Genomic DNA, 20,868 nt, shown 5'->3' with positions numbered 1-20,868 from the left:
CTAAACTCTCAGAAAAGAAAAGAACATGTTCATTAAAAAAATAGATAACAACCTCACGCTGGCTCTGATTCACCCCAGCTTTGCCGAGCCCTTATATGCAATCGTCGACGAGCAGCGTATTGAATTGTCTACCTTTCTACCTTGGGTAGCACAGGTAAAAGACGCCTCTTTTCTTGCGGAATTTGCGACCAATATGCTGTATGCTTATGCCAAAGGTGAGGCGGTGACCTGCGCTATGCTTTATGACAATGAGGCAGTTGGCATTATCGGTATCAACTCAATCGACACCAGTTTGCAAAAAACTAATTTAGGCTATTGGTTAAGCCAGCATTACCGAGGTCGTGGCATTGTTACCAAAGCTACCCAAGCGATGATGGATATTGCGTTTAATGATTATGGGTTAACCAAAATTGAGATTAAAGCTGCTGTTAATAATCATGCCAGCCGTGCTGTTGCCGAGCGTTTAGGCTTTACTTTAGAGGGCGTTATTACCCAAGATGAAAACGTCAATGGTGCACTGCTTGATAAAGCAGTTTATGGGTTACATAAACAGGTTTTACTGGTTTAAATAGTTAGCGAACACTTTCAGACAAGTCAAAGGATTTGAGTCATGTTTACTAGAAAAATAGATGATGAGTTATCTCTTGCCTTAGTGCAATCCAGCTTTGCTAAAGACTATTTACGTATCATTGCACCCAATCAAGCAGACTTTGCAACATTTTTGCCGTGGGCATCCGCAGAGCTGACCGAAGACTTTTTCTTAGGATACGTAAACAAGTCGTTGCACAGTTATGCAGAGGGTAGTACGCTCCCCTGCTCTATTTTTTATCAAGGCAAGCTAGTAGGTAATATTGATTTTCATCAGATAGACCCGTCTCTTAAAAAGGCCAAAATCGGCTATTGGCTTGACCCTAACTTTAGAGGTCGTGGCATTATCACCAAAAGCGTACAGGCGTTGATTGATATTGGCTTTAATGAGATGGGACTAACTAAGATTGAGATTTGGGCGATTACTGAGAATAAAGACAGCCGAGCAGTGGCAGAGCGTTTGGGCTTTACGCAAGAGGCGATTATCACTCAAGACAGTATCGTGGCTGACAAGCTATATGATAAAGCAGGTTATGGGTTAAAAAAACCATAGAAACAAGGTTAGACAATATGCTAATAAGACAATTAGTATCAAAAGATTCCGAAGCGTATTATGCTTTGAGGCTGGAAGCTCTACAAAACCATCCAGACAGTTTTGGTTCAAGTTTCGAGGAAGAAAGTTCCCAAACAGCCCAAAGATATGAAGAAAGCTTTGCGACGCCAACTTACGTTTTTAATTTTGGGGCTTTAGAAGATGATGAGCTTATGGGTATGGTCACATTAGTAAAAGAGAGTTTGTTGAAATTAAGCCACCGTGCGAACATCGTTGCAATGTACGTTAAACCTAACAAACGAGGGTCTGGCATTGGCAAAGCGTTGCTAAATACTGCTATTGAAAAAGCACGCTCAATTGATGGTATAGAACAGATTTATTTAACGGTTGTCACGACCAATGCCCCTGCTAAAAATCTGTATAGTTCGCTGGGTTTTAAAGTATTTGGGTATGAGAAACATGCGCTAAAATATCAAGACACGTATTACGATGAGGAACATATGGTGTTGTTTGTGTAGTTATAATATGACAATCCAAATATTTTAAATTACAGGATCTGTTGAATACTCGCAAAATAGACATTGGGCTATCTCTTGTCCTATAAGTAAGAAGTTTGCTTTTGTGAGAGGGACGAGCACTGAGCTGAGCTTTTAAAGACAAACAGGGTATTGACCCGCATATTTCGATGGTTATAAATGCTCGGTGTCGAGGCTAGTTTTTTAAAGCCTTTGCTTGTTATATTTACCGCTTCCTACTTACACGCCTCACCCACAACACTTACTTTATACATTTTTATGCTATAGCGGTAATGGCGAACTGGTTAGAATAAGGTCAACCACACCGTGACCTTGTACCTATTATCAATAAAAGAAATGTTATGGCCTCACCTCCCAAACGTGTTCCGCTTGACCTAAAGCCACCCTCCAAACCCAAAGACCGTGGTCGCCTGCTTTGGTATATCCTAAAGCGATTGGCGGTGTTCGCCCGTCCCTATCGCACGCTGTTTATATTAACCTTGATATTAACGGTACTAGGCTCATTTACGGCTCAGGTTAATGCTTTCGTACTGCAATATACGATTGACTCTTTAACCGGTATCACGGACTTGCCTGACCCTTGGGTCGAAGGCCTCAAGCTATTAACACTAATTAGTTCGGTACTATTGGTTAAAGAGATCCTTAATGTATTCATCACCTTTGGTCAGCGCTATTTTGGTGAACGTATTCGAATCAACCTGTCACGTGATTTATCACAAAAAGTGGTTGAACGAATTTTGACCTACAAAATGGCGTTTTATACCAGTGATGAAAATGCCAGTGGTAAGCTGCAGACCCGTATCGACTTGGGTGTGGGCAGCTTGACGCAGTTGGTACAGAACTTCTTTATCGATATGCTGCCGCTGTTTGCCAGTGCCATCGTATCCTTGATTATTATGTTTAATGCCAACTTCTGGGTGGGCATGGTCGGCCTGATTATTGTGCCGATTTACTTCTTTGTCAGTCAAAAACAGGCCAATCGCTTACAAGGTTTTCGTAAGCAGATGCGCCAATACCGTGAGACCAAAAGTGGGCTAGTTATCTCAATTATTGACTCTATCACGGTTATTAAATCTTTTGTGCGTGAGCCAATCGAGTCTAATAAGCACTGGGAAATCCAAAAAGATATGACAACCAATCAGCTTCGTATTCGCAGTATTGCGTTTATGTATAATGCTGGCAAGAGCTTTATTGAACAGATTGGCGTGGTGGTCATTATCGTCTTGACTGCCTACTTTGTGCTAAATGGTCAGATGACCATTGGTGCGATTATGTTCCATGTGCTGTTATTCCAAAACGTCGCTGCCCCTATTCGTGAGCTTCACCGTATTTATGACCAGATTAATAATGCCCTAACCTATGCAGAAGGTTTCTTCGATATTCTAGATGACGATGATGCCATTGAGAGCGAAGGTGAGATTGAGTGTACTGATCTTAAAGGCCATATTGAGCTTAAAGATGTCAACTTCTCTTACCCTAATGGCAAAAAAGCGCTACATGATGTGAGCTTTGAGATTCACCCGAATCGCATTACTGCTTTAGTTGGCCTAAGCGGCGCAGGTAAAAGCACCATTATTAATCTACTGGTTAAATTCTATGACCCAAGTAGTGGTACAATCTGCCTAGATGGTCGTAATTTAAACGATTACAGTACCCATAATCTGCGTGAACAAATTGGTCTGGTACTACAGAAAAACCATATTTTTTCTGGTACCATCGCTGACAATATTCGCTATGGTAATATGGATGCCACTGATGAAGAGATTATTGAGGCGGCCAAGCAGGCCTCTATTCATGATCAAATCGTCGGTATGCCAGAGGGTTATAATAGCGAGGCGAAGATGCTTTCAGGCGGTCAGCAGCAGCGTATTGCACTGGCACGTATGTTCCTAAAAGACCCACCGATTGTATTCTTGGATGAGCCTACTGCAAGCCTTGATGCGATTGCCACGCAGCAGATTAAGAAAAGTTTAGACTTAATCAAAAAAGACCGTACCGTTATTATTGTCTCGCATAATATCTCGCAAATTATTGATGCCGATGACCTAATCGTTATTGATGATGGCCGTGTGGTTGAGACTGGTACCCATGAAGAGCTGTATGCGAAGCACGGCGCTTATTATGATATCTTTAACGCCATGTCAGACAGCTTAAACTTAGATAAAATTAGCCAGACATTAAATGGCTAATCATCGATAAGACCCGTACTATGAGTGTTAGTTTTTCTATAAAAAAGTTCGATGAGCTAAGCACCATTGATGTGTATTATATCTTGCAGGCACGTGCTCAGATCTTTGTGGTCGAACAGCACTGCGCCTATCAAGATATTGATGATTTGGACTTAGATTCGCTGCATTTGGTGGCGCATAAAAACAAAATGTTAATTGGCTACTGCCGGATTATACCGCCTGGTGTTGCTGAATCCGCCACTATTAGCGCACCGCATCCCAATACCCGTATTGGGCGTGTGCTAGTATTGCCTGAGCATCGCGGTAGTGGGCTGGCACGTCAGATAATGACACGTGCAATTAAGCATTGCCGTAGCAAATATGGCAAGGAACCCATTGATATCGCTGCTCAAACCTACTTGATTGATTTTTATCAATCGCTTGGGTTTAAAGCGGTGGGCGAGCCTTATTATGAAGACGGTCTCGAGCATATTGATATGGTATTGCAAGAGCCGAAACGTAAGGTTGCCTTACCTGCGGTGAGTAATATTAGTGCTAAAAGTGTGCTGATTAATCTGCTGCTATTAATCGTTGCGGTTGGGATTATCGGTATGCTTTATTTGCTGATATAGACTCATTGCTAGCGGTTTATAAATAAGCTGCTGATTAATAATTAATAGGTGAAATTAAGGCCTCTAAAACCTATCACTCCCACTGGATTGATAGGTTTTTTAATGTCATATACTAGTAGCAAGTCACATTGCTGTCACAACTTAGCGGTTTTTTGAGTACAATAGATACATTCATTCTTTGATTTATCATTTACTATCTGTACTCTTAATTAGACGCTGCCACCAATCGTACAGTGCCATTAGACAAGTAGGACCATCATGCTATCAAAACAAGACCAATTGACGGAGCTGGTACGTAAGCTTGAGACTGGAAATCATGTGTTTGCGACAGATCCGCTGCTGATTACCGAAAAGATGCAAAGTGAAGAGGGCTCAAACCTACAAAAGCTGCATCGCCGAGCGGAACGTATTGATAGCAATAATGCATTGGCAAATATCCTTAGTAAAATTGATGGCCGTATCAAAGGCATTATTTTAGTAATGAGTATCTTGTGGTGTGTTTCAGGCTTTCTGGGGCTGTTTACCCTGCTGCAAGCCAATGTAGTGAACTTCTTTTATGTGTTGGTCTGTCTACTTGGGTTTCACACCGTAATGCTGCTTGGCTGGCTTGTTTTTACCTTGATTAATCGTGGGAGCCAGTCACCAAGTATTATTACGAGCTTTATCAGTCCTAAGGCATTAATCCGTGGTAAAGATGATGTGACTCAAGCAGCGGTTGAGCTTTATACTCAACAACTGCATCATACTGGTATGCGTTGGTATCTAAGTAAGTTTAGCCATCAGCTGTGGCTTGCGACCTTAACGGGGATGCTGTTTGCGATTATCTTTTTGCTGATTGTGCGTCAATATAGCTTTAGTTGGGAGTCGACTTTACTGTCTAATGAGGCATTAATGGGTTTAACCCATGCGCTTGGTTGGCTACCGAGTATGGTTGGCTTTAATGTGCCCGATGCGGATGCCATTACTCAGAGCCGATTGGCAACAGAAGCTATGCCTCTATCTATTGCCAGACAATGGGCCAGTTTACTTATCGGCAGCCTACTTATGTACGGCATCGTGCCACGGGCGATTGCATGGGCATTTTGTGCGCTGATGTTTAATCGTCAAAAAATGAAGCTCGATATCAATCAGCCTTATTATCAAAAAATACTAAACTTTTGGCAACGCAAAGTGATTGATGAGGATGATTTTGTAGAGAAAGTTCAGCCCGTCGCTCTTGTCGCAAAAGTTGCTCATGGCCGCAAACTGGTCGCATTATTAGAATATCCACATTCGGACAATACTTGGTATCATCATGCCGGTAGCGAGTTTTCTGATAATAATATTGAGAATTTTGGTATTGTCGATGATCGCGATGATATGGATAAACTGCTTAACTATTTGCAGATGCATGACGTACAGGTATTGCTTGGCATTCACGCTAGTGCCTTACCTGACCGCGGAACGATGCGCAAATTAGATAAGATTGCCACGCAGGCCAAACACGGTCTCATTGTACAACTGCTAGATAATACGGATGAATCAACAGACGATAGTGTACGCAGACAACAGTGGCAAACAGCCTTGGCGGAGCGTAATATCGGTCTGGTAACATAATTTAAAATAGAGAATGAACATGGATAGTATCGCTGGGCAATTGGATGCCCTAAAAGAGCAGATTAATCATAGTATTATTAATATTAGCCCTGAGGGCATTCAGCCTTTATTAATACGCATCCTGCCTGAACACTGGCAAGAATGGCTACTACCTTTGTTAGGCGGCCCCTTTCTGCTGGTGTTTATTGCAGAATGGATATATCAAAAACGTCATAACCATACCCAAAGCTTCAGTCTGCGCCGTGCAGTTACTAATTTTAACTTAGGCGGCTCGTATATTGCCTTTGAGATGGTGATTCAGGCGTTAGTGGTGCTGCCAATTTGTCTGTGGTTATATCAATTTCGACTGTTTACAATTGAGGTTAATTGGTTCACTGCCCTACCTGTATTTTTGGCAGTAGAGTTTTGCTATTACTGGTTCCACCGTGCCTCGCACCGCACGAACTGGTTTTGGTCGGCGCATATCGTGCACCATACCGATGATAGGATGAATTTATCGACGGCCATGCGTCAGAGTCTACTGTACTCTGTCACTGGCTGGTGGCTGTTTTTCACGCCTTTAATGCTGCTTGGCGTGCATCCGGTCTGGGTGTTCTTCTTTTATGCACTAGATTTGGTTTATCAGTTCTTTATCCATACCGAAACCGTGGGTAAACTGCCAAAATGGGTAGAATATATTTTTGATACGCCCTCAAATCACCGTGCTCACCATGGCATGAATGCTGATTATATTGATAAAAATTATGGTGGCGTACTCATCATATTTGACCGCTGGTTCGGCACTTACGTCGAAGAAGATACCGTAAATAACCCTGTACGTTATGGCGCTTATGGTGAAGTCAGTAATGATAGTATGTTTAGTCTGATATTTTCGTTTTTTGCTCGTATGTGGGTTAAGTTCTTTACGGTCAAGGGACTGAAAAATAAGATTAAAGCCTTTATCGGCCCACCAAGCACCTTATAATTTAAAATAGACTCACTTTCAACAGTCCCTTTTATTTATTCATATATTTGAGCTTTTTATGACTACCCAAAATAATCAAAATCCACAATCATCATCAGGCGGATTATTCAGCGATAAGGCATTTAACTCTGATGCGAATACGCCGCCTTCTCAGCACAGTCAGTCAAACAATCAGCCCGTACAAACCCGTACAGACTCACAGACCGCTGAGATAAACCATACTGACCTTGAAACGTTGGCAGAAAACACGTCTGGCAAAAGCATGAGTGATTATATCCATAATATTCCGCAAAAGACGCTGGCAGGTGGCGAGCCATTAAAACTAGCCGTCGTCGGTCATACCAATACTGGTAAGACCTCTATTTTGCGTACTTTACTGCGTGATATGTATTTTGGTGAAGTCAAAAATGAGGCGGCCACTACCCGCCATGTCGAGCGCGCGCTGATTAGCGATAGTCAAACGGGTGAATCTTTGGTGGCACTATTTGATACTCCAGGTCTAGAAGACGCTTCGGGGTTAATGGATTGGCTTGAGGATAATACGGCTAGTCGCCGTGATGGTATTGAGCGTTTGCAGCAGTTCTTAGCCAGTGATATTGCAAAAAGTGATGCACAAGACGGTAGTACGACTAGCCATTTAGACGATTATTCCCAAGAAGCCAAGGTGATTCGTCAATTACTGGCCAGTGATATGGCGATTTACGTGATTGATGCGCGTGAGCCTGTGTTGGGTAAATATAAAGACGAGCTGGCAATATTATCTTGGTCGGCCATTCCCGTGATGCCTGTGTTTAATTTTACTGATAGTCAAGATGCCAATATCAGCGACTGGCAGACCATGCTGGCACGTCGTAACCTGCATATTTCAACGCGCTTTGATTCGGTGGCCTTTGAATTCGAAGATGAGATGACGCTTTGGCAGAATCTTGCCACCATGCTGACACATCCTGAGATTTTAAATCAGCTGATTGAGCGTCGCCGTGAAGATTGGGCGCAGCTGTATGAACAGGCAAGCATTATCATTGCTCACTTTTTGTTAGAAGTCGGCGCTTATGTGCGTGAGATTGATGAGGATGATGACCCATTGCCGGTCTTGACTGAGATGCAAGAAGCAGTGCGTCAGTCTGAGCGCGCGATGCAGAGTAAATTGCTAAATCTATATAAGTTTTATGACAATACAGCGGTGGTTACCCCGCTTGAGCTTAATGAATATCAACAAGATCCATTCGACCCTGAATTATTAAAAAGCTACGGCTTGCGTACCACATCAGGAGCTGCTGCTGGCGCGTTATTAGGCTTAGGTATTGATGCCGCTGCGCTAGGTACAACATTAGGACTGGGCGCGGCTATTGGCGGTATCGCAGGCGGCATACTATCAAATACCAGTAGCATCGCTGATAAGTTAAGCGGCGTAAAGCGATTGTATATTGATCCAGCAACCCTAACTTTATTGGCAACGCGCTCGCTAGATTTATTGGCTTCACTGCGTCACCGTGGTCATGCAGCCACAGAAGATACGCCCATTACGGAGCTGCAAGAAACAACAACGCCGCCTTGGGACCCGAATAAATTACCTAGCGAGCTCAAAAAAGCACGTGGTAAACCGCAGTGGAGCGGTCTATCTAGTGGCAAAAGTGATGTCGCGGCAGAACTCAGAGCAGATGCTGCATGGTCACTATCCGATAAATTAAAACGCTCTAGACAGGAAGATAAACAGTAGCGCTCTTATTCTAAATAAGTCTTTCAAGCGCATCGACACCACGAATATCAGACGGCTGCAAATATACCTCATATAATGGATACGCTCCAAAGAACTGCTTGATATCTGCAAGCAGTCTTTGCTGGCGGGCTGCTCTATTTTTCCAGAAATCGTCACTTTGCTGCGGGGAAATTAGCTGATTAACCACCAATGCCGCCGGTGCCAAATGCGCCTCAGTTAATTGCTTAGCGGATCGGCGCGTCTCCTCTATCGGTAAATTATCTGCGGTTAATACCAATATCACAGCCGTTTTTGAACGGTCCTGCAATAACGCACCTGCTTTTTGGAATAATGCCTTGCGCTTATTGAGCACATCGACAGCTTGTTGCCATTTGTCGACCGGCTTTGCATCAGCAAAGGGATTGGTTAATGCGGATTTTGGCTTGTGTGGGCGTAAATTATCGGCTGCGCCTTTTAACTTGGCTTGACGGCGCTGCTGAGTCAGCAAACCATCCGTCCATGCCTCCATCATCTCAGGTAGCATCAGTAGCCGTAAGGTATGCCCTGTCGGTGCCGTATCAAAAATGATATGCTCATACATATCACTTTCTAAGGTATCCACCAAATAACGACAAATAGCCTCAAGCATGGCCGCCTCTTGCGCGCCTGGTGCACTTTTTGACAGCTGTAGATGCTGCTTAATCTTCGGCATCATGTCAGGATTGGCATAGCTGCTGATAGTACGCTCTACCCGAGCAAAGTGCTCATCGATAATAATAGCTGGATCCAACTCTAACGCATCAAGATTCGGTGTCAGTGCGGTAATGGAATGACTCAAAGATTGGTTAAACACGTCACCTAGACTGTGTGCTGGATCGGTTGAGATAACCAAGGTTTTTTCACCGCGCGCGGAAAACTGAGAGGCTAGCGCAGCCGCTGTTGTGGTTTTGCCAACGCCGCCTTTACCGCCAATAAATATAATAGGTGTTTGCTTTAATTGATTAACCAAGTGGGACAATGTTTGCATAGGATATAACTTATGTTTATTGTGTATAAGAAAGGCTTTTGATAGATAAGGGTTAAGTGTTAAATGTCTTCTTCATTAATGGCTAGCAACAGCCGCCATGCTGTAGTGGACAGCGCGGCATTCCCATACGAATATGCCAGTCGTGGAATTTCTCTAAAAATATAGGTTGCAGCTCTAAAGTATAAAAGCTGGCAGGATTATCGATACCAAGACTCTCTGAGAATAGCAGTAACATAAATAAATCTTCTTCATCACGAGCCGCACGTGCTAGAGTCTGACGGTATGGCGCATGATAAAACTCATTTAACCCCTCAACAAATCGCTTCCATAAGCCTGGTTCAATACCCATCGTATCCTCGCAGATTGAATTATTTGCTCTGATTTATTCTAGTGATAATTTATCTTGTTTCGTTTCATTATATTAGAATTTACCGTTAGCTGCTGACTTTCGGTTGGTTCCTTCTTTTATTCTAATTTTCATGATTGTTGGATACTAATTTCGTGCAACAAAAAACGCTAACCTAAGTCAGCGTTTTTTTGATTATTATCAATGACTATTTCCTAATAACTTAGACTCTATGTTGGCGCCATTCACGACGTAATACAGAGAAGCTCTCAAAAGTTACCAATACAGTGGCAATCAAGATAATAATGTCTAGAATGATAAGTAACCAGTTACCATCGGTATAGAAGCTCTTCAGTTGTAGAATCAGTGCAAAGATTGCCATGATTAACAAAAATGACAATGGCGCTAAGGTATACCAAACGGTTCTACCTTTACGTAACAAGATAACCGTGACAATCATTAGTGTCAATGCCGCCATTAATTGGTTGGTTGTACCAAATAGTGGCCAGATTAACATACCGCCTGACCCATCAATACCACCAGCACCAAAGGCAATTAATAGACAGCTACCCACGGCAAGTAATGTCGCTACCACACCTTTTCTAAGCACTGGCAAGTTGTAAACCTCACCAAACTCTTGGAAAATATAGCGCTGTAGACGCACCCCTGTATCCATTGTAGTGCCCGCGAATAAGGCGGCCATTACCGTTAAGATAGTTTGCGATAACACTACCTCAACACCCATACCAGCATTTAAGATCGCCGCGCCACCATCGATAAAGGCACCGACTGAACCATCACCGAACTTTTGATAGACGGCTTCCCAGTCGCCTAAAGTGGCGAAACCTGCGGTTGCTGCTAATATTGCGCCTAAGGCTAATAGACCTTCACCGACTGCACCGAAATAACCAACAAAGCGCACATCTTGCTCTTTATCAATCTGTTTTGAGGTGGTACCGGTTGCGACCAATCCGTGGAAACCAGATATCGCACCACAGGCTACAGTTACGAATAGTAGCGGTATAATCGATGGCGTATTAACTGGCAAGTTATGGTTAATTGCAGGCGCTACAACGTCTGGTGTTGCAATTAAAATCGCACCATATAGCAAAATCAAACCAACAAACAACTGCAAACCATTTATATAATCACGAGGCTGCAATAACATCCAAACGGGTAACAACGAGGCGACCGCTGCGTAGATGAATAAGAATAGAATCCATACCGCATTGTCAGGTAAACCCATGATGGTTTCTGGAATCACAATCGGGAACAGGGTGCCTAAATAGATAAGGCCATACAGCGCAATCACACCAAGTAAAGATACCAAAGGCAGATTCATCTTAAAGCGGTAAATACATTGCCCGATAATAAAGGCCACTACCAAAGCGCCCCATACTGGCAACACAGCGGTTGGTGTTTTGATCATCATGTTAGCGATAACTACGCCGAACACCGCATTTACCATCAATAGCAGTAAGAAGATGACGACCATCATAAGTGCACGAACGCGGCCACCCATCACAGAGCCGGCAATTGAGCCAATAGACTGACCTTTGTTGCGCATACTGGCCCAAACCGCAGACATATCATGAATACCGGCCATAAAAATAGTGCCAAATACCACCCATAATACAGCCGGTACCCAGCCCCAAATAACAGCGATTGCAGGGCCAATAATAGGTGCTGCACCTGCTACTGAGGTAAAGTGATGCCCCCATAATACGTACTTATTGGTTGGTACATAATCAATCCCATCTTTCATCGTATGGGCAGGCGTGAGCGTAGAATCATCTAGCCCCAAAATATGTTTTGCAAAATATCTGGAGTAAAATAAATAGCCACATAGCATAGCTAATACCCCAAACAGTAAAATAATTGCACTGTTCATCTGTCGCTCCTTGGACATTCTAAATTTGTCATAACCTCATTGCAGCAACCCATCTTTCTTGACTTACAAGACAGATGTTGCATCTAAAAGCTAATAAAATTTAATGGGATTGCGGTAAAGTGAAAGATAAGCTCTAAACATCCTAATATTTATAACAGCATCCTTACTAAATGGTTAAAGCTTAATAACGCATTATAAAGAATAATAGTAGGCTTAACCATTACCGTATTAGGGTGATACTTGAAAAAATATAGTATCTTAGACCTGCTCTATTAATCGTATCTATACTATTTGCTGGCTAGTGCAATCATAGCTAAAGCATGGATATTGATTTAACAGTATTTATTTATTGCACAGAATAAAATTTTGTCTTTTAAACATCTTGAACAAACTGATAAGAATATATATGCTATTAAACCTTAAAGTCACTTAAAATTAAGTAGCTGTGCTATTTGAATGCTATTATCAATTCTCGATAAGAGCATTTAGTCACATTCAAACTTACTAATATATTGCCGTTAATTTTTTGCAACGGTGCTCGACACACCCTACCTTATTTTTCAGTACTGTCATAAAAGGATTTAACATGACTAAATATTTCGGATTCAAACCAACAGACAAGCTTTCAAACATGATCGATCAGGCTGAACAAACCATTCAGTCAAACAGTGACGAACCTTACTATCCACTGCGTAACGATATCTCACACCAGATTGGTCATGAAATTATCGATAGTTTGTTGGTTAATCTAATCAGCGTAATTCCTGATGAAGAACGCAAAGCAAAAATGAAAGGCATCGTCAACAAAATTGAGGGCGTAACCGACACTATGCTGAATATCTTACTTGGCAAAGACAGCAATAAAGAGGTCATGCCAAACTTTGATTATCTAAAAAATGAAACGGTTCATGAAGATAAGAATGGTGAGATGCGTATTGGCTTCGTTCTAGATGACGCGACTGCAAAAACAATTAATGATGGCTTTGATTCAGTAACTGAAGACTCAGTTGATAAAGAAAAATTGCAAGCAGCGTTAATGGCCATGAATCATGCAGTAATTGATCACTTTATTACTCGTTTTTCTGAGACCTTGCCACTGGGAATGTTCAAGCGTAAATCAATACCTGTCGCCAAAGCGGGAATTAATAAAGCACTTGAAATGGCTATCAATAAATTGTTCCCACAATTGCCACTTGATTCTTTAAACCGTCTGGTCGCCTTTTATAAGCCATTTATTTTTGAAAAGAAATAATATTTAGCCGTTATTGTTAACGAGATTGGCTCAAATTCGCGAATCCTGCTAAAATAACGCCTTTTACATCAAGATGTGACGCTATTATGAGCCAAATCAGCAACCAAGAAATCGAAAAAACACTGCGTAACTCAGAATGCTTAATCAGTAGTATTGAAGTCGCTGCTGCCTATGAGCGTTTGGCTGCCCAGTTAAACCTGCATTACGCCGGTCTTAATCCTATCGTGATGGTCGTGATGAATGGTGGATTAATTCCAGCCGGTCAACTTTTGACCCATCTAACCTTCTATCACCGTATGCATTATATTCATGCGACGCGCTACCGTGATAACCAAGGTACTAATGATTTGATGTGGGCATTTAAGCCAGATGTAGATATCGAAGGCGAGCATGTGTTGTTGATTGATGATATTTTTGATGAAGGCATCACTCTAAAGGCCATCGTTGAAGAGCTCAAGAAAGAAAACCCAGCGTCAGTTGACTGCTGTGTATTACTGAATAAAAATCATGATCGCAAAGTAAAAGGCTTTGAAGTTGACTTTGTTGGTTTAGATGTTGATGATAGATACGTCTATGGCTGTGGTATGGACTTCCATGGTTATCTGCGTCATCTGCCAGGCATCTATGCTATTAAAGAAGATAAAATCCCGAATTAAATAAACCTCTTAACCAAATAGATTTTATTTAATTAAAAAGCACCTAATCACTAGGTGCTTTTTTATATCTAAACTTTGGGGATTACGAAGAATACGAAGAACTTACTTTGTGCTGATCAAATTGTAGTGCTAGACCAGTATAACGCTGCGTCGGCGTCTGGACAGCCTTTTGTAAGGCATGCTTGGTGCTGTAAATACTCACCTTTTGCTTTGCACGGGTTACCGCGGTATAAATCAGTTCTTTGCTAAGCAGTCGACTGTTGCTGTTATCAAAGGTAATTGCAACATGATCAAACTCGGATCCCTGCGACTTGTGAATGGTCATCGCATAAGCAGTGGCTATCAGCTCATCATTTAACAAATTGACGGCAATGCCTTGGGTTTTATTCTCAAAGAATACTTCGAGACGACTGCCCTCACCTTTCTGCTGTGTCTGCAAGCAAATTCCTATATCTCCGTTGAATAGATCCAGTTCGTAATTGTTCTGTAGAACCATAACCGGTCTACCATGAAACCAAGGGCTTTTACCCAAAGGTAGCTTCAATTCCGTCATATGCCACCGAGTCAGGTAATCATTGATATTGTGATCACCCCACTCTCCGTTGTGCCCTGCTGTTAATATACGAAATTTATTAAACTCGTTCATAAGCTCTGAAATTGTATTGCTTACTTTTGTTGGCACAGATTTCGCTATTGGATTTATCAGTTGTAAATGAATTTTTTTTATATATAAGGTGTAATTTTGGGTTAATTTTGACAATATTTCTTTATTGCTTAGGCTATTTACTAATTGAGTATTAGAAGATACTTCCTTGTTTGCCTCTGTTCCAGAGTCTATAGAATTACCGCTTTGAATATTCACGCTTTGGAACTTTAATGCTTCATCGTTGTTTAATAATTGCCACACTTGATGCATATCTGCAACGCTTTTATTAATTTCAGTAGCCAATTTACCAATACCAGAATCCGCATGGAAACGACGGCTCTCGGTCAGTTGGGCATGAACCGGTTGTAGCGCATCGATACGGCACAAATCAGAGAGCACCGCCCCAGCATCTACTGCAGCTAGTTGATTGGCATCACCTAATAAAATCAGGCGAGCGCCTGGCTTAATAGCACTAACCAGATAGTTAGCAAGCTCCACCCCAAGCATTGACGCTTCATCGACAATAACGATATCTTCACCCAAAGGGTTACCAGCATGGTAACGCGGTCTACCGTCTCTACCAATACCGAGCAAGCGATGAATGGTCTTCGCTTCTTGTAGCTGTACTTCCACTTGCGCACTATCTAAAGCTTCTTGTAGTGACTCTTGCATACGCTGCGCGGCCTTCCCTGTGGGTGCCGATAAGGCAAGTCCAGCGCTGTCTGTGCTAAACCGAATGGCTGCGCCCTCCCCTAACGCTTGCTTTGCATTACTGGCTGCTTGGGCCTGCTGTAAAGCAATAACCAATTGCGCCACAGTATAAGTCTTACCGGTACCTGGCCCCCCAGTGATGATACTAAATGCATTTTCATTGGCGACTTTAACTGCCTGCACCTGCTGAACATTAAGATTATCAGGAATATTAATATCTAATGGCTTAATAGACTGATTTAGGATGTTTTTTATGGTTTTCGTAAGGTTGAACTCCGCCTGCCAAGTGCGGTGTAGCCAAAAAATGATTTCGGTTTTTTGATTTATTTGACTGGTTTGATAGATGATGGGTGTTTGTTTTGAAATTATATTATTTTTGCTTAGGCTATTTTCTTTTTCTGTTTGTTGTATTAATAGTTGGGTAAAAAGCGGATGCTTATCGATATGCTGGATGAATTTGCTTAGGCTATTTTCTGTATTTGCTTCCCCTGAAACCTTCACTTTATTATTATAAAGCTGCATTAACTCAAATAACTGCTGGACCAGTTTAAAACGTTCAACCAACTGTGCTTTATTGCTATTAGACAGATTTAACTGCAACCACAGCTGTGTGCCACGAGTGATTAAAATATTCAGTAAATTGAAGATAGGGTCACCGTTATCGAACTGTAACAGCTCACTCTCATTGTCACCTTGATTTTGTGTCACAGCTGCCAAAGCTGTGGCGCTATCAATCAAATCAAACAAAGGTGCGGCCAAGCTCTGTAATACATCGTGCTGCCAACCGTAAAGCGTCGCAACCTTACCCTCTACCCTACCTTGTAAGGCTAATTCACACTCTTCTTGGCGTAGCGTTAAAACGGTATGCCCTTCTTCCAATTGTTTAGCGAGCACCATAAATATGGCTTTAAACAGATAACTGTCAGTCTCTACCAATTGTGCTGAGGTAGTCGTATCGCTTGGCTGAACATAAGCGGAATAAGTCTGAGCTCGGCGCTGTAAAATGTAGTCACTAATTGTGCCCGCCCAGCTCTCTTCAACACGAGTGTTAGCAGTATTATTATTGGTTTTCATTAAGTTATCAGACCTATAAATGGAGTTAAAATTTAAATCGTAATGGCTAAGAGCAATAGCTGACCTTACTACTGAGGCTTACCGAACAGCTCGTCCAATGCTTTGACGAACTCAATGGGAATATCCCAAGTAACCAGTCCATAGCGAGTATTACTGCCAGCGCCTTGAGTCTCTGCTGAAGGACTATAAGCCCCTCGTAAAAACACATACTCAACAGGACCTAAATACTTGGCCTCATTGCCTTTATAGTCAGCAATGCGCATGGATAAAAAGCGGTGCAGCGCCACTTGGTAAATCGCCGCTTGCAACCAGTAGCCGGCTTTGCTCATGGCCAACTTTAAGGTAGCTTCATCGTAATTGCTTAGGCTATCTCCTAAAAAGTTACTCTTATAATCCACCACATAAAACTTGCCAGCATGCTCATAAACCAAGTCAATTTCACCGCGCAGATAACGGTATAATTGGCTACTACTTTGGGCAGTTAAACGGATGTGTTTGTCAGTCTCATAGGGCAAATGCTTCTCAAACAGGGTGTTAATCTGCTGCGCTTTAAAGGTTTCAGATAATCCCATATTAAAGCCCATCTCTGCAAAACGCTGCTTAGATGAGATATCTACCAGCTTCTGTCCTGATGCAAGTAAGGGGGTATGCAGCACCTCATTAATCCATGTTATTAACGCTTGGTGCTGAAGCCCTTGCTCATCAATGTTGTAATTTTTACTATTAGCGCCTTGTCTACTACCCTCTAAAATACGCTTTTGATACGCCACACTGGCATATACCAAAGGCAGCTGGTAGCCACTGACTGCTCTATCTATGACTGCCGGCCACTGCTCAGGGTCCGTGAAATGAATCTTCTCAAATATCTCATGCAAAAACGTACCGGCATTAGCGCCTTTCACAAAGCTAAAACGAATGTCATCTACCGCTTTAATGGGTATATTATGATCGTCTGCCTGAGCACTTATAGCGGTATCGGACTCACTAATATCAATATAGGTAGCATCATCGATACGCTCATCAACCACAGCCATTGCCTGTGTTGACTCATCTAATTGACGTGCTAAAGCCGTAAAGCTGGTCTTGGCCCAACCATAGAAATAATTGACCCGCATCACATCCGAGAAGTCGTCGTATTTAATAGGCTCTATATCAGCCTCACCTTTAATAGCCTGCACGCTGTCTTGTGGGTTCTGAGTTTTAGTTTTAGCATAGTTGTCTTCATAAAACTCATGCACTTTTTGCCCACGCACCATACCTATTGTGTTTTTAAGCCTATCAGGTAGCTCAAACTTTGGCTCGGTTGAGTCAAACCAATAAAATACTGGCTTTAAATCAAACCCTTTCTTATCCTTGGGGTCTTGTAGCACGACATAAAGCAGCTCACTGGCACGGGTAAAAGCCACATAACCAAGACGACGAAACTCCTCGAAATCCTCCTGAGTCTCGATATCGGTGTAATAGCCTAGCGTGGTGGCGGAGTCTTTCACCGGTGAAAAGCGGCGCTGATTACCGGATGAGCGTGCCAAAGTATTGGCCGCTTGTTGGGCGTTATACAGATACAAGCCGTAGTCTTCTTTATTGCCCGACTTGCGACTGGCACTTCCCATACCTAGCACATAGACGATGGGAAACTCCAAACCTTTTGATTTATGAATGGTCATCAGCTGCACACCAGACTCTGTAGGCAGTGGATACTGTTTGGCCCAGTCACTGTTGGGCGCAGCATCTATGTTTTGTCTAAACCATGCCAGCAGCTCATGTTCACCCATACCAATACCATATTGCGCCAAGATATCCATCACATGGCGCAAATCCATGATATATCGATCGCCTTCAGGGTGGGCAGCTAAAGCCTGCCAAACGCCTTGGGGCTGTACTGGGCTTTTATCTAGTAAATAATGCATGGCCGATAAAATGCCAAAGTTTTGCCAGCGCTGAGCCCCTTCTTTAAGATAGCTGATAAAGTCTTGATAGCTTTTTTTGCTAGTATCAGCAAAGCTATCGTTACTGCTAACAATCCCTTTAACAGGCATCTCATCGCTTTGTGCAATGCCGGACTCATGATCAGTCATCATGGCTTTGACTTCTTGAATGCTCAGACCATACAGATGACTGGTCAGCACCCGATTGATCATGTCATGACGGTATGGATAGAGCATGGCACTAAGCAGAGCTGCCACGTCTTCGGCCATAATGGTCTCAAAAATACTGACATCACTGGTAGTCAAAGTAGGCACATTTAATTTGACCAGTTCATTTTCTACCTGTTTTAAATCTTTTTTGGCACGTGCCAACACCCCGATGTCGCTAGGCTGAATAGGCTTTCCTTTTAGGGTCTGACCACTGTTTAATAAAGCGGCAATATGACGGGCCGTGACTTCATGCTCATCGTATTCAAGATCATTATCATAAGGCAGATGCAGTAAGCTCACAGGTTTTGTAGAGAGCACGTCGGTGACTATATCAGGCTTAACTACTGATGGATCGTCTTGTGCAGAGGCCTGATTGCTTTCTAATTCATTAAACCAAGACAGTTGCTTCTCTAACTTGTCGGCAGTAATGTGTTGATAGTAAATTTGACTACCTAATTCAGCAAATTTATTGTCACCCGTTGCCGGTATCGGCCTGCCAAACCAGCAGTTTAATGCCTCAATAACCCCTTCATTGGAACGGCGATTAGTATCTAACGTCCACAGGCTACTTTTATCAAATTGAGACTTCATGTAGTTGTAGTTGGCCACATCGCCACCGCGGAATCCATAAATAGCCTGCTTTGGATCACCTACCAGTAGCAAAAACTCTTGATTGGACTTGCTGCTAGTAGACTGCTTATCACTCTTTGCCTGCTGACGCTTACTCTTTGGCAAATAGATATTTTCAATCATAATGGCCTGCTCGCCATTGATATCCTGCGACTCATCAATAAGTGCGACTGGGTAGTGATGACGAATGTAACGTGCCAACTTTTCACCCTGACGACCGGTTAATGCCTGATTGAGACGAACCATCTGTAGGCTAAAGGTAGTCTCACCACGCTCTTCTAAAATTACCGGTAATCTCTCGCGAACTGCCAATACGATATGACGGTTTAGATTGGCCAGTAATAATAAAACATGCTGATTTAGACCATACATCTGATCCATAATTACCATTAATTGGCTGATGGTCTCTAGCTCAAAAAAAGTTTGGTGCTGCTTTTCTTTGTTCTTATTAAAGTTCTTTATTTTTCCGTCTTCATTAGGAAACTGAGCGTCTCTTAATGACCCTAGCAGCTTCTTAGCATCTGCACTTAAGTGGCTTTCAAAATTCAAACCTCTTTCGGAGATTACCTCATGAATCTCATTAATATACTCAAATCGAGTGTGTAAACTAGATCGACCATTAAACCCTTGTGACTTTCTATAATCAGGATTTAAATACGGCTTAATATCGCTCAAGTCCAGCTGAGAAAACGCTTCTATTAGCTCCTCAAATCCAGCAAAGTCAAAAGCTTCATTCAGCGATACATCATCAATGGGTGCAGAAATAAAGTTAAGCGAGCGATTCACATACGACTTATGATCGCCAACTGCCGTCAGTTTACCTTGCTGCTCCATTAGGGCATACAGTTTCGGCTGCTCATGATACAAACGGCTTTGAAACTGACGCAACTCATCATGAATAATGCTATCGGTCACCTGCTCAATACTACTGTCTTCGATAATCGCCATGCCTTGCTGATGACCCGTCTCACTGCTGTATTCCGCTAACCATTTTTGCGCCAAACTATCGAGTGTGCCCACAAACAATTTATCGAGCGTGGTTAATACCAATGCGGTGCGGCGAATGGCGTCTGTCATCGGATAACTATACACATGATCTAACAAATAACCCACCAAGTGAAGGTTAATTGGGTCCTGCATGATGTCATCAAGACCAGCAAACTTAGCCTGTTCTATTAACCAATTGTCACGAGCTGTTTTGGCAGTGGCTTTTTGCTCTGCCTCTTGCTGTTTGTCATGCTCTATGTCTTGATTCAGTTCATCGGCCCCGAGACTAACCTTTTTTGCATCTTCCTCTGTCTGATTGTCCTTACTGCCCTCAGGGGTGACTTGCAAGATAGCTGGGTATAAATTTTCTTTATTAGCTAGATCTGCACTTAGGTTATTGACCCATTGCAATAATTGATAGAAATTCACCAAACGATCATGAATACGCTGACGCATTTCTGCCGCTGCCGCGCGAGTAAAAGTGGTAGCAATGATTTGTTCAGGTGCACGCCGCGCTTCTATAAGCAAGCGCAGTACAATACCGGTTAACGTCCACGTTTTACCCGTCCCTGCTGAGGCCTCAATAAGGTGGCGGCCACTTAAAGCGACATCGACTGCAGGTACCACCTCTTTATTGTCCGGCTGATGTGCTCGAGTAGGTGCATCTGTGGTAACGGATGCCTCCTCATCTTGCTGTGAGGTTGGATAAGATGGGTATAATTTATTGGTATCGGTCATGTCTGTCATAAGGGGATATGCTTTTATTATTATCTATAA

At 42.5% G+C, this 20,868-nt stretch carries 15 protein-coding genes; 10 read left to right on the top strand and 5 right to left on the bottom strand.

Annotated features, from left to right (window positions below):
* The first annotated feature begins 25 nt into the window (after positions 1-25).
* The 8 genes from AC2SLO_RS07510 (at position 26) to AC2SLO_RS07475 (ending at position 8,757) form a co-directional block, all read left to right on the top strand.
* Positions 26-568: a GNAT family N-acetyltransferase gene (locus tag AC2SLO_RS07510; protein ID WP_486541069.1), complete on the top strand. Its 543-nt coding sequence runs from the start codon at positions 26-28 to the stop codon at positions 566-568.
* 42 nt (positions 569-610) lie between these two features.
* On the top strand, positions 611-1,141 hold the full coding sequence (locus AC2SLO_RS07505; RefSeq protein WP_486541067.1) for a GNAT family N-acetyltransferase: 531 nt from the start codon (positions 611-613) through the stop codon (positions 1,139-1,141).
* Positions 1,142-1,158: 17 nt separating this feature from the next.
* Positions 1,159-1,659, top strand: coding sequence for a GNAT family N-acetyltransferase (locus tag AC2SLO_RS07500; protein ID WP_486541065.1), 501 nt, complete (start codon positions 1,159-1,161; stop codon positions 1,657-1,659).
* A 359-nt stretch (positions 1,660-2,018) separates the two neighbouring features.
* A complete protein-coding gene (locus AC2SLO_RS07495) occupies positions 2,019-3,866 on the top strand; it encodes an ABC transporter ATP-binding protein (RefSeq protein ID WP_486541063.1) in 1,848 nt (615 codons plus the stop codon).
* 20 nt (positions 3,867-3,886) lie between these two features.
* On the top strand, positions 3,887-4,477 hold the full coding sequence (locus AC2SLO_RS07490) for a GNAT family N-acetyltransferase (protein ID WP_486541061.1): 591 nt from the start codon (positions 3,887-3,889) through the stop codon (positions 4,475-4,477).
* 258 nt (positions 4,478-4,735) lie between these two features.
* Positions 4,736-6,073: a DUF2868 domain-containing protein gene (locus tag AC2SLO_RS07485; RefSeq protein WP_486541059.1), complete on the top strand. Its 1,338-nt coding sequence runs from the start codon at positions 4,736-4,738 to the stop codon at positions 6,071-6,073.
* A 19-nt stretch (positions 6,074-6,092) separates the two neighbouring features.
* Entirely contained in the window at positions 6,093-7,037 is a 945-nt protein-coding gene (locus tag AC2SLO_RS07480; RefSeq protein WP_486541057.1) for a sterol desaturase family protein, read from the top strand.
* A gap of 58 nt (positions 7,038-7,095) precedes the next feature.
* Positions 7,096-8,757: a GTPase/DUF3482 domain-containing protein gene (locus AC2SLO_RS07475; protein WP_486541055.1), complete on the top strand. Its 1,662-nt coding sequence runs from the start codon at positions 7,096-7,098 to the stop codon at positions 8,755-8,757.
* Positions 8,758-8,767: 10 nt separating this feature from the next.
* Here AC2SLO_RS07475 and AC2SLO_RS07470 read toward each other — a convergent pair whose 3' ends face one another.
* From AC2SLO_RS07470 to AC2SLO_RS07460, 3 genes are all read right to left on the bottom strand, one after another.
* The gene (locus AC2SLO_RS07470; protein ID WP_486541053.1) at positions 8,768-9,763 is read right to left on the bottom strand and encodes an ArsA family ATPase; all 996 of its coding nucleotides are present in this window, start codon (positions 9,761-9,763) and stop codon (positions 8,768-8,770) included.
* Positions 9,764-9,845: 82 nt separating this feature from the next.
* On the bottom strand, positions 9,846-10,112 hold the full coding sequence (locus AC2SLO_RS07465; RefSeq protein WP_486541051.1) for a cory-CC-star protein: 267 nt from the start codon (positions 10,110-10,112) through the stop codon (positions 9,846-9,848).
* Between the two features lie 220 nt (positions 10,113-10,332).
* Positions 10,333-12,000: a carbon starvation CstA family protein gene (locus tag AC2SLO_RS07460; RefSeq protein WP_486541049.1), complete on the bottom strand. Its 1,668-nt coding sequence runs from the start codon at positions 11,998-12,000 to the stop codon at positions 10,333-10,335.
* A 586-nt stretch (positions 12,001-12,586) separates the two neighbouring features.
* Here AC2SLO_RS07460 and AC2SLO_RS07455 point away from each other — a divergent pair.
* Together AC2SLO_RS07455 and AC2SLO_RS07450 are read left to right on the top strand one after the other, a co-directional pair.
* Positions 12,587-13,252 carry a hypothetical protein gene (locus tag AC2SLO_RS07455; protein WP_486541047.1) on the top strand — a complete coding sequence of 222 codons (666 nt, stop codon included), beginning with the start codon at positions 12,587-12,589 and terminating at the stop codon, positions 13,250-13,252.
* 86 nt (positions 13,253-13,338) lie between these two features.
* Entirely contained in the window at positions 13,339-13,908 is a 570-nt protein-coding gene (locus AC2SLO_RS07450; protein WP_486541045.1) for a hypoxanthine-guanine phosphoribosyltransferase, read from the top strand.
* An 82-nt stretch (positions 13,909-13,990) separates the two neighbouring features.
* On the opposite strand, the gene recD is transcribed toward AC2SLO_RS07450, so the two are convergent.
* Both recD and AC2SLO_RS07440 read right to left on the bottom strand, forming a co-directional pair.
* Complete coding sequence (recD, locus tag AC2SLO_RS07445; RefSeq protein WP_486541043.1) at positions 13,991-16,339, bottom strand: exodeoxyribonuclease V subunit alpha; 2,349 nt, start codon at positions 16,337-16,339, stop codon at positions 13,991-13,993.
* A gap of 68 nt (positions 16,340-16,407) precedes the next feature.
* Positions 16,408-20,838 (bottom strand): UvrD-helicase domain-containing protein, encoded by a 4,431-nt coding sequence (locus tag AC2SLO_RS07440; RefSeq protein WP_486541041.1) that lies wholly within the window; start codon positions 20,836-20,838, stop codon positions 16,408-16,410.
* Positions 20,839-20,868 lie beyond the last annotated feature (30 nt).

This window comes from Psychrobacter sp. CX14, from assembly GCF_057396205.2.
This window is presented reverse-complemented; position numbering and strand designations above follow the sequence as displayed.